The organism is Pseudomonas sp. HUK17, assembly GCF_001566765.1.
This window is the reverse complement of sequence record NZ_LSMW01000013.1, coordinates 1-12598: the sequence shown is the minus strand read 5'-3', so window position 1 is coordinate 12598 and position 12598 is coordinate 1. Positions and strand designations below refer to the sequence as shown.

The window sequence follows — 12598 nt, the reverse complement described above, 5'->3', positions numbered from 1 at the left end:
CACAATAAGGAATACGACCATGACCGACCAGAACAAGCAGTACATCGTCGCGCTCGACCAGGGCACCACCAGCTCCCGCGCCATCGTGCTGGACCGCAATGCCAACGTGGTGACCATCGCCCAGCGCGAATTCGCGCAGATCTATCCCCAGGCCGGCTGGGTCGAGCACGACCCCATGGAGATCTGGGCCACCCAGAGCGCGGTGTTCGTCGAGGCCCTGGCCCAGGCCAGCATCAGCACCGAGCAGATCGCCGCCATCGGCATCACCAACCAGCGTGAAACCGCCATCGTCTGGGACAAGCTCACCGGTCGTCCCATCTACAACGCCATCGTCTGGCAGAGCCGCCAGAGCACCGCGATCTGCGACCAGCTCAAGCGCGACGGCATGGAAGACCATATCCGCAAGACCACCGGCCTGGTGATCGATCCCTATTTCTCCGGCACCAAGATCAAGTGGATCCTCGATCATGTCGAAGGCAGCCGTGAACGCGCCCGCCGCGGCGAGCTGCTGTTCGGCACCGTGGACACCTGGCTGATCTGGAAGATGACCCAGGGCCAGGCCCACGTCACCGACTACACCAACGCCTCCCGCACCCTGCTGTTCGATATCCACAAGCGTGAGTGGGATGCCACCATGCTCGAGGTGCTCGACATCCCGCGCGAGATGCTGCCGGAAGTGAAGTCCTCCTCCGAGGTCTATGGCCAGGCGCACCTGGGCAGCGGCCAGACCACCGGCATCCCCATCGCCGGTATCGCCGGCGACCAGCAGGCGGCGCTGTTCGGCCAGATGTGCGTGGAGCCCGGCCAGGCCAAGAACACCTATGGCACCGGTTGCTTCCTGCTGATGAACACCGGCGAGAAGGCGGTGCAGTCCCAGCACGGCCTGCTGACCACCATCGCCTGCGGTCCTCGCGGCGAGGTCAACTATGCCTTGGAAGGCGCCATCTTCAACGGCGGCTCCACCGTCCAGTGGCTGCGTGACGAGCTCAAGGTGATCAACGATTCCCTGGACTCCGAGTACTTCGCCACCAAGGTGACCGACAGCAACGGCGTCTACCTGGTCCCGGCCTTCACCGGTCTGGGCGCGCCCTACTGGGATCCCTATGCCCGCGGCGCGCTGTTCGGCCTGACCCGGGGCGTGAAAGTGGACCACATCATCCGCGCCACTCTGGAATCCATTGCCTTCCAGACCCGCGACGTGCTGGACGCCATGCAGCAGGATGCCGGCGAAGCCTTGAAGTCCCTGCGCGTGGACGGCGGCGCCACCGCCAACAACTTCCTCATGCAGTTCCAGTCGGATGTGCTCGGCACCCGGGTCGAGCGACCGGAAATGAAGGAGACCACGGCCCTGGGCGCGGCCTACCTCGCGGGTCTCGCCACCGGCTTCTGGAGCAGCCTGGACGAGTTGCGCAGCAAGAGCACCATCGAACGGGTCTTCGAACCGGCTTGCGATCCGAGCAAGAGAGACACCCTGTACAAGGGTTGGAAGAAGGCCGTCGAGCGTACCCGCGGCTGGGCGCTGGACTGAGTCGAATCCGACCGGGAAGCGGCCGGTACTTGCCGGGGCCGCTTCCCGCAAGGCTCCCCCACGAGGCCGGCGTCTTCCGACGCCGGTCTTGCTTTGCGCGACAAGCGCTTTCCACCTTGAAAGAGCTACGGCATCCTCTGTGAATTTACTCGATCACCTCAAGGAAGCCGTAATGAGCCTGGCGCCTCGCCAACAGCAGATTCTCGAACTGGTCCGTGAGCGCGGCTACGTCAGCATCGAAGAGCTGGCCCAGCATTTCTCCGTCACCCCCCAGACGATCCGCCGCGACATCAACCAGCTCGCCGAAGCCGGGCTGCTCCGGCGCTACCACGGGGGTGCCGCCCACGACTCCAGCGTGGAAAACACCGAATACAGCATGAGGGCCGGGCAGATGCGCGAGGAAAAGCGCCTGATCGCCGAAGCCGTGGCCGCTGCCGTGCCCGACCATGCCTCGCTGTTCATCAACATCGGCACCACCACCGAGGCCATCGCCCATGCCCTGCTCGGGCATCGCAGCCTCAAGGTCATCACCAACAACCTGCACGTGGCCAACATCCTCAGCGCCAAGGACGACTTCGACGTGCTGATCGCCAGCGGCAAGGTACGCAGCGACGGCGGCGTAGTGGGCCAGGCCACCGCCGACTTCATCAAGCAGTTCAAGGTCGACTACGCCCTGGTGGGCATCAGCGGTATCGACGAAGACGGCACCCTGCTGGATTTCGACTACCAGGAGGTCTGCGTCTCCCAGGCCATCATCCACAATGCCCGCCAGGTGTTTCTCGCCGCCGACTCCAGCAAGTTCGGCCGCAACGCCATGATCCGCCTGGGCAGCCTGGAGCAGATCGATCAGCTGTTCACCGAGCAGGAGCCCTCTCCGGCCTTCGCGCGCTGCCTGCGCGAATGGCAGGTCAAGGTCGAGGTAGCGCGCCCGCGCTGACCTCCAGGGGCGACGACCATTCGTCGCCTCCCCCCTCTCCATATTCGTTTTTTTTCGTTTTAGCGGTCTGAAGACACAGACCTGGCTAGAACCTGAGTTTTTGCTGGGCTATTATGTTCGAAACCGAATAATTATGTTCGTTTCACAGGAGGCACCATGGCCCAGGCACCCACTGCAACTCCCCGGACCTACGATCTCGCCGTCATCGGCGGTGGCATCAATGGCGTCGGCATCGCCGCCGACGCCGCCGGTCGTGGCCTGTCGGTGTTCCTCTGTGAACGTGACGACTTGGCGAGCCACACCTCCTCTGCCAGCAGCAAGCTGATCCACGGCGGCCTGCGCTACCTGGAACACCATGAGTTCCGGCTAGTGCGCGAAGCCCTGGCCGAGCGCGAGGTACTGCTGGCGAAGGCGCCCCACATCGTCAAACCGATGCGCTTCGTCCTGCCCCATCGCCCGCACCTGCGTCCGGCCTGGATGATCCGTGCCGGTCTCTTCCTTTATGACCACCTCGGCAAGCGCGAAAAGCTGCCAGGTTCGCGCGGCCTGAAATTCGATGCCCAGGGGCCGCTCAAGGCCGAGATCAAGCGTGGCTTCGAGTATTCCGATTGCTGGGTGGACGATGCCCGTCTGGTGGTGCTCAACGCCATGCAGGCGCGGGACAAGGGTGCCGACATAGTGACCCGCACCCGTTGCGTCAGCGCCCGCCGCGTCGAGGGTCACTGGGAGGTTGAGGTCGAAGGTCCTCAGGGGCGCCAGCAGATCCGTGCCAAGGGCCTGGTCAATGCCGCCGGCCCCTGGGTCGCCAGCTTCATCCGTCAGGACCTGCAGCAGAAGTCGCCCTATGGCATCCGCCTGATCCAGGGCAGCCATGTCATCGTGCCCAAGCTGTACGAAGGCGAGCAGGCCTACATCATGCAGAACGAGGACCGTCGCATCGTCTTCGCCATTCCCTACCTGGGCCAATACACCATGGTCGGCACTACGGATCGCGAGTACCAGGGCGATCCGGCCAAGGTGGCCATCACTGACCAGGAAATCGACTATGTGCTGGGGGTGGCCAATGCCCACTTCCGCAAGCAGCTCAGTCGCGATGACGTCCTGCACACCTTCTCCGGTGTCCGCCCGCTGTGCGACGACGAGTCGGATAACCCCTCCGCCATCACCCGCGACTACACCCTGTCGCTGGCCGAAGAACAGGGCGCCCCGCTGCTGTCGGTGTTCGGTGGCAAGCTGACCACCTATCGCAAGCTGGCCGAGTCGGCTATGGCGCAGCTGCAGCCCTTCTTCCCCCTGCTGGGCAACAGCTGGACAGCCTCGGCACCGCTGCCCGGTGGCGAGCACATGACCACACCCCAGGCGCTGACCCGCGAGTTGCTGGACAAGGTCAGCGGCCTGACGCCGGCCCTGGCGCAGCGCTGGGCCACCACCTATGGCAGTCGGGTCTGGACCCTGCTGGGTGATTCGCGCTCGGTGGAGGAACTAGGAGCGGTAATCGGCGCTGATCTCCACGTGCGTGAAGTGGAATACCTGCAGCGCCACGAGTGGGTCACCCGTGCCGATGACGTGCTCTGGCGGCGGACCAAGCTGGGCCTGGTATTCACCGATACGGAGCGGGCCGCTCTGGAAAACCTCCTGGCGCATTCCGAACCCGCCCGGAGCGCCAAGGACAGCAACGCGGCCTGACGCCTGCTGTTCCTGAGCGGGCAATCCGCTCAGGAACAGTGGTGTTCACCCTTGCAATAGACACTGAAACAGCGCGCCAGGCACGTTGGAGCATAGGCAGCACCATGAAAAGTCTTCATGATGCACCTTTACCTCCAGCGCCGACGCCATGTTCGAACTTCGCCACCTGAAAACCCTGCATGCACTCCGCGAATCCTCCAGTCTGGTGGAGGCCGCAGAACGCTTGCATCTGACCCAGTCCGCCCTCTCCCATCAGTTCAAGGAACTAGAAGAACGGCTGGGGACCCCGCTATTCATTCGCAAGACCAAACCCATCCGCTTCACCAGCGCCGGCTTGCGCCTGCTGCAGACCGCAGACGCGGTGTTGCCGCATCTGCGCAGTGCCGAACGGGATCTGGCGCGCCTGGTGGGCGGGACGGCGGGCCGGCTGCACATGGCCATCGAATGCCACAGCTGCTTCCAATGGCTGATGCCGACCATCGACCAGTTTCGCGATTCCTGGCCGGAAGTGGAGCTGGACCTGGCCTCCGGATTCTCTTTCGCACCCTTGCCCGCGCTAGCGCGGGGCGATCTGGATCTGGTGGTCACCGCCGATCCGGTGGACCTCTCGGGGGTCACCTATGTGCCACTGTTCACCTACGAAGCCCTGCTGGCGGTGGCCAACCAGCATCCCCTGGCACAGCGGCCCTATATCGTGCCCGAGGACCTCGCCCAGGAGACCCAGATCACCTATCCGGTGGAGCGCGATCGACTGGATATCTTCACCCGTTTTCTCGATCCGGCCGATGTCGAACCGCTCTCGATTCGCACGGCGGAGATGACGGTGATGATGCTGCAACTGGTGGCGTCAGGCCGTGGCGTCTGCTGCCTGCCCAACTGGGCGATCCACGAGTACAGCTCGCGCGGCTACGTGACGGCGCGCCGGCTGGGGGAGAAAGGCCTCTATGCGACGCTCCATGCGGCGATTCGCGAAGACATGCTGGAAGCGCCCTTCATGCAGGATTTCCTGCTGACCGCCAAGGACACCTCCTTCGCCACCCTCGAAGGGGTCAGCAGCGCGCGCTGAGCCGGCGCGCTGCCCGTGGCGCTTACTTGCTGTTGCCACCCGGGAAGCCGGCGAACTTCTTGTTGAAGCTCGAGACGCGGCCTTCGACCTTCATCTGGCGCTGCTCGCCGGTGTAGATGGGGTGGGAAGCGCTGGATACGTCGAGGCTGATGTAGGGATAGGTCTCGCCTTCGTATTCCTGGGTGCGGTCGCTCTCAGCCGTGGAGCGAATCAGGAAGTAGGTGTCCGAGGTGGTGTCGTGGAACAGCACGGGACGGTAGTTGGGATGGATACCGGGTTTCATGAGACGTCTCCTGGTCTGGGGCGCCGAAGACGAGATGCCTCCCGTGCGCCGATTAAAGATACATTATAACATATAAAGATCACTTTTGCAGTCCCGCCTGTGACGGTGGCGGCAGCCATGACCCTTGCGATGGAACCATCCGCCGCGCCTGGGGCTCGTAACCTGAGGCCCTGACCGGCGGTACCCCACTCTCTTTGAGACCCGCTGTCGGTCGGTGCGTGCGTTCAGGCCCACGGCGCCAGACAGACGAGCTGTCCGCCCCTGCCCTTTGCGCCCGCACGGCGCCCTGCATTGGCTTCTCAAGGATCGCGAGAAGTCCACACGCATTGGATGCGCACGCCGGGTTCGGGATTGAACTCGTTGCGCCGCATCCCAAGGATTCAAGAGGCACAGCACCATGTGCGGCATCGCCGGAGAGCTTCGTTTCGATCAACAACCCGCAGCCATCAGCGTGGTGGAGCGCATCACCCACCGCCTCGAACAGCGCGGACCGGATGCCTGGGGCTTCCACAGCCAGGGACCGGTCGCCCTGGGCCACCGGCGGTTGAAGATCATGGATCTGGCGGAAGCCTCGGGCCAACCCATGATCGAGCCGGAACTGGGGTTGTCGATGGTGTTCAACGGCGCCATCTACAACTACCCGGAATTGCGCAGCGAGCTGGAAGCCAAGGGTTACCGCTTTTATTCCGGAGGTGACACCGAGATCCTGCTCAAGGCCTATCACGCCTGGGGCAAGGACATGCTGCCCAAGCTCAATGGCATGTTCGCCTTCGCCATCTGGGAGCGTGACAGCGGCCGGCTGTTCATCGCCCGGGATCGTCTGGGGATCAAGCCGCTGTATCTGTCGTTCACTGACAAACGCCTGAGATTCGCCTCCAGCCTGCCCGCCCTGTTGGAAGCCGGTGACATCGACACCCGCATCGATCCGGTCGCGCTCAACCACTACCTGAACTTCCACGCCGTGGTGCCGGCACCGCGCACCATCCTGCAGGGCGTGCAGAAGCTGCCGCCGGCGACCTGGATGACCGTGGATGCGTCTGGCCACCAGCATCAGGAGACCTGGTGGAACCTGGACTACGGTCCCCGTGAAGACGAGCGCCGCTACACCCTGGATGACTGGGCCGAGCGGGTCCTGCACGGCCTCAAGGATGCCGTCGCAATCCGCCAGCGCGCCGCGCGCGAGGTGGGCGTATTGCTGTCGGGTGGCGTGGATTCCAGCCTACTGGTGGGCCTGCTGCACGATTCGGGGGTCAAGGACCTGCTGACCTTCTCCATCGGCTTCGAGGATGCCGGCGGCGAGCGCGGCGACGAATTCCAGTATTCCGATCTGATCGCCAATCACTACGGTACCCGTCACCATCAACTGCGCATCGCCGAGGACGAGATCATCCAGCAGCTGCCGCGCGCCTTCTCGGCCATGAGCGAGCCGATGGTGAGCCACGACTGCATCGCCTTCTATCTGCTGTCGCGCGAGGTCTCCAAGCACTGCAAGGTCGTACAGAGCGGCCAGGGCGCGGACGAACTCTTCGCCGGCTACCACTGGTATCCCCAGGTGCATGGCGCCGCCGATCCCTTCGCGGCCTATCGCGCCGCCTTCTTCGACCGCGACTATGCCCAGTACGCCGCCACGGTGCAGGCGGGCATGCGCCTGGAGGAAGACGCCGCCGAGGCCTTCGTCCGTCAGCACTTCGCCAAGCCGGGCGCCAGCGCCGGGGTCGACAAGGCCTTGCGCCTGGACAGCACCGTGATGCTGGTGGACGACCCGGTCAAGCGGGTCGACAACATGACCATGGCCTGGGGCCTAGAAGCCCGGGTGCCCTTCCTCGATTATCGCCTGGCCGAACTCTCGGCGCGCATTCCCGCCGAATTCAAGCTGGGCGACGGCGGCAAGCAGGTGCTCAAGGCCGCTGCGCGCAAAGTCATTCCCCAAGAGGTGATCGACCGGCCCAAGGGCTATTTCCCGGTGCCGGGCCTCAAGCACCTGGAAGGCAACACCCTCAGCTGGGTACGCGAGCTGCTGCTGGATCCCAGCCAGGATCGCGGTCTGTTCGACACCGCCGAGATCGATCGCCTGCTGACCAATCCGGCCGACCGCATCACCCCTCTGCGTGGCTCCAAGCTCTGGCAACTCGCCGCGCTCAACCTCTGGCTGAGCGAACACGGACTGTGAGGGTGCACGACGCATGAAAGCGACCAGCTACAACCAGCGCCTCCAGCGTGCCCAGACGCCCTCCTACGAACGGCTGCAGGCGCGCCTGGCGGAAGGCGATCATCCGACCTCTCAACCGCTCTGCCTGCATTGCGGCTGGGGACGGCTGCTCGTCGGCCATACCTATCCCGACCCCGCCAGCCTGGCCAAGGAATTGCTCACCGAAACGCCCGGCGAGCGCGACATCGCGCTCTACGTAGCCGCGCCGCACCAGGTGCTGGCCCAGGCACCCCAGCAGCTGTTCCTCGACCCCAGCGATACCCTGCGGATCTGGTTCAGCGACTATCGTCCGGCCCGCCGGATCTATCGCGGCTTTCGGATCCGCCGCGCCTGCTCCGCGCAGGACTGGAGCGAGATCAACCGACTCTATCAGCAGCGGCACATGCTGCCCGTCGATACCGAGCGGCTGACGCCCCGGCACAGGGGCGGCCCGGTCTACTGGCTGGCGGAAGACGACGACAGCGGCGCCATCATCGGCTCGGTGATGGGCCTCAATCACGTCAAGGCCTTCCAGGATCCTGATGGTGGCTCCTCGCTGTGGTGCCTGGCGGTATCACCCGAGTGCAGCCGACCCGGCGTCGGCGAGGCGCTGGTTCGCCACCTGATCGAGCACTATGCCAGCCGCGGCCTGGCCTACCTGGACCTGTCGGTGCTGCATGACAACCTGCAGGCCAAGCGACTCTACGACAAGCTGGGTTTCCGTCAGCTGCAGACCTTCGCCATCAAATGCAAGAACGGCATCAATCAGACGCTTTTCCTCGGCCCCGGCCCTGCTGCCGAACTGAATCCCTATGCACGGATCATTGTCGACGAAGCCCTGCGGCGTGGCATCGAGGTGCAGGTGGACGATGCCGAAGGGGGTCTTTTCACCCTGATCCAGGGCAACAGGCGCATCCGTTGCCGCGAATCCCTCACCGATCTCACCTCCGCCGTGACCATGACCCTCTGCGCCGACAAGGTGCTGACCAGCCGTACCCTGGCCCGGGCCGGGTTGAAGGTCCCTGAACAGCAACTGGCGGGCAGCGGCGAAGACAACGCCGCCTTCCTGGAGAAGCATGGCGCTCTGGTGGTCAAGCCGGTCAATGGCGAACAGGGCAAGGGCGTGGCCGTGGATATCCGCGACGCCGAACACCTCGCCACCGCCATCCAGGCGGCGCAGCGTTATGACGATCGCGTGCTGCTGGAAAGCTTTCACCAGGGCCTCGACCTGCGGATAGTGGTCATTGGCCACGAGGTGGTGGCTGCGGCCATCCGCCGGCCGGCGGAAATCGTCGGCGACGGTCAGCACAGCGTCCGGGACCTGATCGAAGCCCAGAGTCGCCGTCGCCAGGCCGCCACCGGCGGCGAGTCGCGCATCCCGGTGGACGAGGAAACCGAACGCGCCATCCGCGGTGCCGGCTACGAGTGGGACAGCGTGCTTCCCACCGGCACCCACCTGGCCGTGCGCAAGACCGCCAACCTGCACACCGGCGGCATCCTGGAAGACGTCACCGACAGCCTCCATCCGGTGCTGGCCGACGCTGCCATCCAGGCGGCCCGGGCACTGGACATCCCCGTCACCGGCATGGACCTGCTGGTCCCGGCTGCCGACTCGCCCGACTACGTCATCATCGAAGCCAATGAGCGGCCGGGCTTGGCCAATCACGAGCCCCGCCCCACCGCCGAACGCTTCATCGACCTGCTGTTCCCGCTCTCCCGGGAGGTTCCGCTATGAATCGCTTGCCCGAGCCCGATCTGGATTACCTGCGCAAGGTCCTGCTGGACATGCTGGCCATCCCCAGCCCCACGGGCTTCACCGACACCATCGTCATGTACGTCGCCGAACGGCTCAACGAACTCGACATCCCCTTCGAACTGACCCGCCGCGGCACCATCCGCGCCACCATCAAGGGCCACAAGGAGAGTCCCGACCGGGCCGTCTCCGCGCACCTGGACACCATTGGCGCCATCGTCCGCGAGATCAAGGACAATGGCCGCCTGGGCCTGGCGGCGGTCGGCCACTGGTCGAGTCGCTTCGCCGAAGGCAGCCGGGTCAGCCTGTTCACCGATGACGGCACCCTGAGAGGCAGTGTGCTGCCGCTGCTGGCCTCGGGTCACGCCTTCAACACCGAGATCGACAAGATGCCGGTGACCTGGGACCACATCGAATTGCGCCTGGACGCCGTGACCAAGAGTCGCCACGAGACCGAGCAACTGGGCGTGCAGGTCGGCGACTTCGTCGCCTTCGATCCGCTGCCGGAATTCACCGACAGCGGCTACATCAGCTCGCGCCACCTGGACGACAAGGCGGGCGTGGCTGCCCTGCTCACCGCCTTGAAGATGCTCAAGGAAACCGGCCAGACGCCACCCATCGACTGCCATCCGCTGTTCACCATCACCGAGGAGGTGGGTTCGGGGGCTGCCGGTGCCCTTCCCTGGGACGTCAGCGAATTCGTCGGCATCGACATCGCCCCGGTCGCGCCCGGCCAGCGCTCCGACGAGCACCGCGTCAGCGTCGCCATGCAGGATTCCGCCGGCCCCTACGACTATCACCTGTCACGGCACCTGCTGCGCCTGGCGCAACGCAACGACATCCCGGTGCGCCGCGACTTGTTCCGCTACTACTACAGCGACGCCCACTCGGCGATCAGTTCCGGCCAGGACGTGCGGGTCGCCCTGCTGGCCTTCGGTTGCGATGCCACCCATGGCTACGAGCGCACCCATATCGTCAGCCTGGCGGCGCTCAGCCAGCTGCTGACCGGCTACATGCTCAGCCCGCCGGTGTTCGACAGCGATGCGCAACCGGCCGACAGCTCGCTGGATCGCTTCGGTCACCAGTTGCTGCCGGAAGACACCCAGATGGACAACCAGACGCACCTGCCGCCGCTGGAGGAGGTCGTCGGCGACGGCAGCAAATAGCGTTCGAACCAAGCGCCTGGGGTATCCTGGGCGCCTTTTTTCAGGCACCTCTCCATGATCATCCCCCACAACCAGCTCGCTGCCGCCACCCTCGACAACCTGCTGGAAGACTTCGTTACCCGCGACGGCACCGACAACGGTGACGAGACACCCCTGGCGACCCGTACCCAGCGCGCCCGACGCGCCCTGGAAACCGGCGAAGCCGTCATCCTCTTCGATCCGGACAGCGCGCTGTGCCAACTGGTGCTGCGCCGCGACGTGCCGCCCGAGTTGCTCGACGACTAGCGCGTCTCGCGCCTGTCAGGTACTGCCGCGCGGCGCCAACAGGATCACCAGCGCCCCGGCCACGCACAGCAGACCGCCCGCCAGATCCGTCCAAGTCGGCCGGGTGCGCTCGACCAGCGCCAGCCAGCCCAGCGAGGCCACCACATAGATGCCGCCATAGGCGGCGTAGGCGCGCCCGGCGTAGGCCGCCTCGATACGGGTCAGCAACAGGGCGAAGAGCACCAGGCTGGCAAGCCCGGGCGCTATCCACCAGGGACTGCGATCCAGCCGGAGCCAGAGCCAAAAGGCATAGCAGCCGGCGATCTCGAACAGCGCCGCCAGTAGGAACCAGAGATAGTTCAGCATGGTGCCGCGCCGTCTTCCTGGCGATAGGGCAAGGCCTCGGCGGCCCGGCGCGCATAGGCCTGGACCCCCTCTCGTTCCTGGTCGAGAAACTCCGCCACAGCGGCTCTCAAACCCGGATGCACCAGGTAGTGCCAGGAATGGGTCAGGGTGGGCTCGAAGCCCCGAATCAGCTTGTGCTCACCCTGGGCGCCGGCATCGAAGCGCTGCAGCCCTTCGGCGATGGCGTACTCGATACCCTGGTAGAAACAGGTCTCGAAGTGCAGCTGGTCGAATTCCTGCAGGCAGCCCCAGTAACGGCCATAGAGGGTGTCATCGTCCTTAAGATAGAAGGCCATGGCCACCGGCCGGCTGCCCTGGCGCACCAGCACCACCCGAATCGCCTCGGGCAGCCGCTCGGCCAGCAGGCTGAAGAAGGCGCGGGTCAGGTAGGGATCCTGGCCGCGTACCTCGTAGGTATTGGCATAGCAGGCATAGACGAAGTCCCACTCCGCCTCGCTCAACTCATCGCCCTTACGCCACTCGAAACTCACCCCCAGGCCGGCGACCTGGTCGCGCTCCTTGCGCAGCTGCTTGCGCTTGCGCGAGGTCAGGGCGGCGAGGAAGTCGCCATAGTCGCGATAGCCGCGGTTATGCCAGTGGAACTGGCAACCGAGGCGGGCCAGCCAGCCATCGCGATCCTGCAGCACGGCATCGGCCTTGGGGTCGGTGAAGTTTACGTGCAGGCTGGAGAGCTCCAGACCGGCCAGGCTGCCCGTGGTGGCGTCGAGCAGGGTCGCGCAGGCGGCTGGCTCGCCCAGCAGACGCGCCCCCTGCACCGGCGAGAAGGGCACGGCGGCCAGCAGCTTGGGATAGTAGTCGATCCCGGCGCGCCGGCAGGCATCGGCCCAGGCCCAGTCGAAGACGTATTCGCCATAGGAGTGCGCCTTGAGATAGGCCGGCATCGCGGCCCGCAGTCGACCCTGTTCATCCTTGAGGATCTGGTGCGCGGGCTGCCAGCCGGTCCCCTGCCCCAGGCTGCCGCTGTCTTCCAGGGTAGAGAGGAATTCATGCCGCAGAAAGGGCTGGTCGTCCACCAGCAAACCGTTCCACTGCTCGGCAGACACCTGGGCCAGGCTGTAGAGATACTCGACGATCATCCCACTCCCCTTGCTTGGACTCGGCGTACAGGTCTAACACAATTCAATGCCCTGACGGGCACCTGGGAAAGACCCTGGTGAATGGCTTTCGTGCGGACAAAAAAAACCGCCGTGAGGCGGTTTCTTTCGAGTGTGGCGTCCCCTAGGGGACTCGAACCCCTGTTACCGCCGTGAAAGGGCGGTGTCCTAGGCCACTAGACGAAGGGGACGTTACCCTGGTGCGAC

At 65.0% G+C, this 12598-nt stretch carries 11 protein-coding genes and 1 tRNA gene; 8 read left to right on the top strand and 4 right to left on the bottom strand.

Annotation, left to right across the window (positions count from 1 at the left end):
• Positions 1 to 19 precede the first annotated feature (19 nt).
• The 4 genes from glpK to metR all read left to right on the top strand — a co-directional run bounded on the left by glpK (position 20) and on the right by metR (position 5217).
• Positions 20 to 1528, top strand: coding sequence for a glycerol kinase GlpK (gene glpK / locus AX284_RS09055; RefSeq protein WP_017640303.1), 1509 nt, complete (start codon positions 20 to 22; stop codon positions 1526 to 1528).
• A gap of 172 nt (positions 1529 to 1700) precedes the next feature.
• Positions 1701 to 2465 carry a DeoR/GlpR family DNA-binding transcription regulator gene (locus AX284_RS09050; RefSeq protein WP_007162742.1) on the top strand — a complete coding sequence of 255 codons (765 nt, stop codon included), beginning with the start codon at positions 1701 to 1703 and terminating at the stop codon, positions 2463 to 2465.
• A 156-nt stretch (positions 2466 to 2621) separates the two neighbouring features.
• Positions 2622 to 4151, top strand: a complete 1530-nt coding sequence (glpD, locus tag AX284_RS09045; protein WP_068384776.1) for a glycerol-3-phosphate dehydrogenase — start codon at positions 2622 to 2624, stop codon at positions 4149 to 4151.
• Between the two features lie 148 nt (positions 4152 to 4299).
• Positions 4300 to 5217 carry a transcriptional regulator MetR gene (gene metR / locus AX284_RS09040; RefSeq protein ID WP_064307222.1) on the top strand — a complete coding sequence of 306 codons (918 nt, stop codon included), beginning with the start codon at positions 4300 to 4302 and terminating at the stop codon, positions 5215 to 5217.
• Between the two features lie 22 nt (positions 5218 to 5239).
• Here the strand turns inward: metR and AX284_RS09035 are convergent, their stop codons facing one another.
• Complete coding sequence (locus AX284_RS09035) at positions 5240 to 5500, bottom strand: type B 50S ribosomal protein L31 (RefSeq protein WP_007162739.1); 261 nt, start codon at positions 5498 to 5500, stop codon at positions 5240 to 5242.
• 397 nt (positions 5501 to 5897) lie between these two features.
• Between AX284_RS09035 and AX284_RS09030 the strand changes: the two genes are divergently transcribed.
• Genes AX284_RS09030 through AX284_RS09015 form a run of 4 tightly spaced genes read left to right on the top strand, consistent with a single transcriptional unit; the run spans position 5898 to position 10892 of the window.
• Positions 5898 to 7670: an N-acetylglutaminylglutamine amidotransferase gene (locus AX284_RS09030; RefSeq protein WP_068384774.1), complete on the top strand. Its 1773-nt coding sequence runs from the start codon at positions 5898 to 5900 to the stop codon at positions 7668 to 7670.
• 13 nt (positions 7671 to 7683) lie between these two features.
• Entirely contained in the window at positions 7684 to 9423 is a 1740-nt protein-coding gene (ngg, locus tag AX284_RS09025; RefSeq protein ID WP_068384770.1) for an N-acetylglutaminylglutamine synthetase, read from the top strand.
• Positions 9420 to 10607, top strand: a complete 1188-nt coding sequence (locus AX284_RS09020; protein ID WP_017640298.1) for an osmoprotectant NAGGN system M42 family peptidase — start codon at positions 9420 to 9422, stop codon at positions 10605 to 10607. Before ngg ends, AX284_RS09020 begins: the two co-directional genes overlap by 4 nt.
• Positions 10608 to 10661: 54 nt before the next feature.
• Positions 10662 to 10892: a YheU family protein gene (locus AX284_RS09015; protein ID WP_064307225.1), complete on the top strand. Its 231-nt coding sequence runs from the start codon at positions 10662 to 10664 to the stop codon at positions 10890 to 10892.
• A 15-nt stretch (positions 10893 to 10907) separates the two neighbouring features.
• On the opposite strand, the gene AX284_RS09010 is transcribed toward AX284_RS09015, so the two are convergent.
• From AX284_RS09010 to AX284_RS09000, 3 genes are all read right to left on the bottom strand, one after another.
• Entirely contained in the window at positions 10908 to 11237 is a 330-nt protein-coding gene (locus tag AX284_RS09010) for a YnfA family protein (protein ID WP_064307226.1), read from the bottom strand.
• On the bottom strand, positions 11231 to 12373 hold the full coding sequence (locus AX284_RS09005) for a GNAT family N-acetyltransferase (RefSeq protein WP_064307227.1): 1143 nt from the start codon (positions 12371 to 12373) through the stop codon (positions 11231 to 11233). The genes AX284_RS09010 and AX284_RS09005 overlap by 7 nt, the downstream gene beginning before the upstream one ends.
• A gap of 133 nt (positions 12374 to 12506) precedes the next feature.
• Positions 12507 to 12582, bottom strand: a tRNA-Glu gene (locus tag AX284_RS09000).
• Between the last annotated feature and the right edge of the window lie 16 nt (positions 12583 to 12598).

Coding starts and splice junctions, on each gene's coding strand:
- glpK (WP_017640303.1), top strand. CDS start 20: ATGACCGACCAGAACAAGCAGTACATCGTCGCGCTCGACCAGGGCACC.
- AX284_RS09050 (WP_007162742.1), top strand. CDS start 1,701: ATGAGCCTGGCGCCTCGCCAACAGCAGATTCTCGAACTGGTCCGTGAG.
- glpD (WP_068384776.1), top strand. CDS start 2,622: ATGGCCCAGGCACCCACTGCAACTCCCCGGACCTACGATCTCGCCGTC.
- metR (WP_064307222.1), top strand. CDS start 4,300: ATGTTCGAACTTCGCCACCTGAAAACCCTGCATGCACTCCGCGAATCC.
- AX284_RS09035 (WP_007162739.1), bottom strand. CDS start 5,500: ATGAAACCCGGTATCCATCCCAACTACCGTCCCGTGCTGTTCCACGAC.
- AX284_RS09030 (WP_068384774.1), top strand. CDS start 5,898: ATGTGCGGCATCGCCGGAGAGCTTCGTTTCGATCAACAACCCGCAGCC.
- ngg (WP_068384770.1), top strand. CDS start 7,684: ATGAAAGCGACCAGCTACAACCAGCGCCTCCAGCGTGCCCAGACGCCC.
- AX284_RS09020 (WP_017640298.1), top strand. CDS start 9,420: ATGAATCGCTTGCCCGAGCCCGATCTGGATTACCTGCGCAAGGTCCTG.
- AX284_RS09015 (WP_064307225.1), top strand. CDS start 10,662: ATGATCATCCCCCACAACCAGCTCGCTGCCGCCACCCTCGACAACCTG.
- AX284_RS09010 (WP_064307226.1), bottom strand. CDS start 11,237: ATGCTGAACTATCTCTGGTTCCTACTGGCGGCGCTGTTCGAGATCGCC.
- AX284_RS09005 (WP_064307227.1), bottom strand. CDS start 12,373: ATGATCGTCGAGTATCTCTACAGCCTGGCCCAGGTGTCTGCCGAGCAG.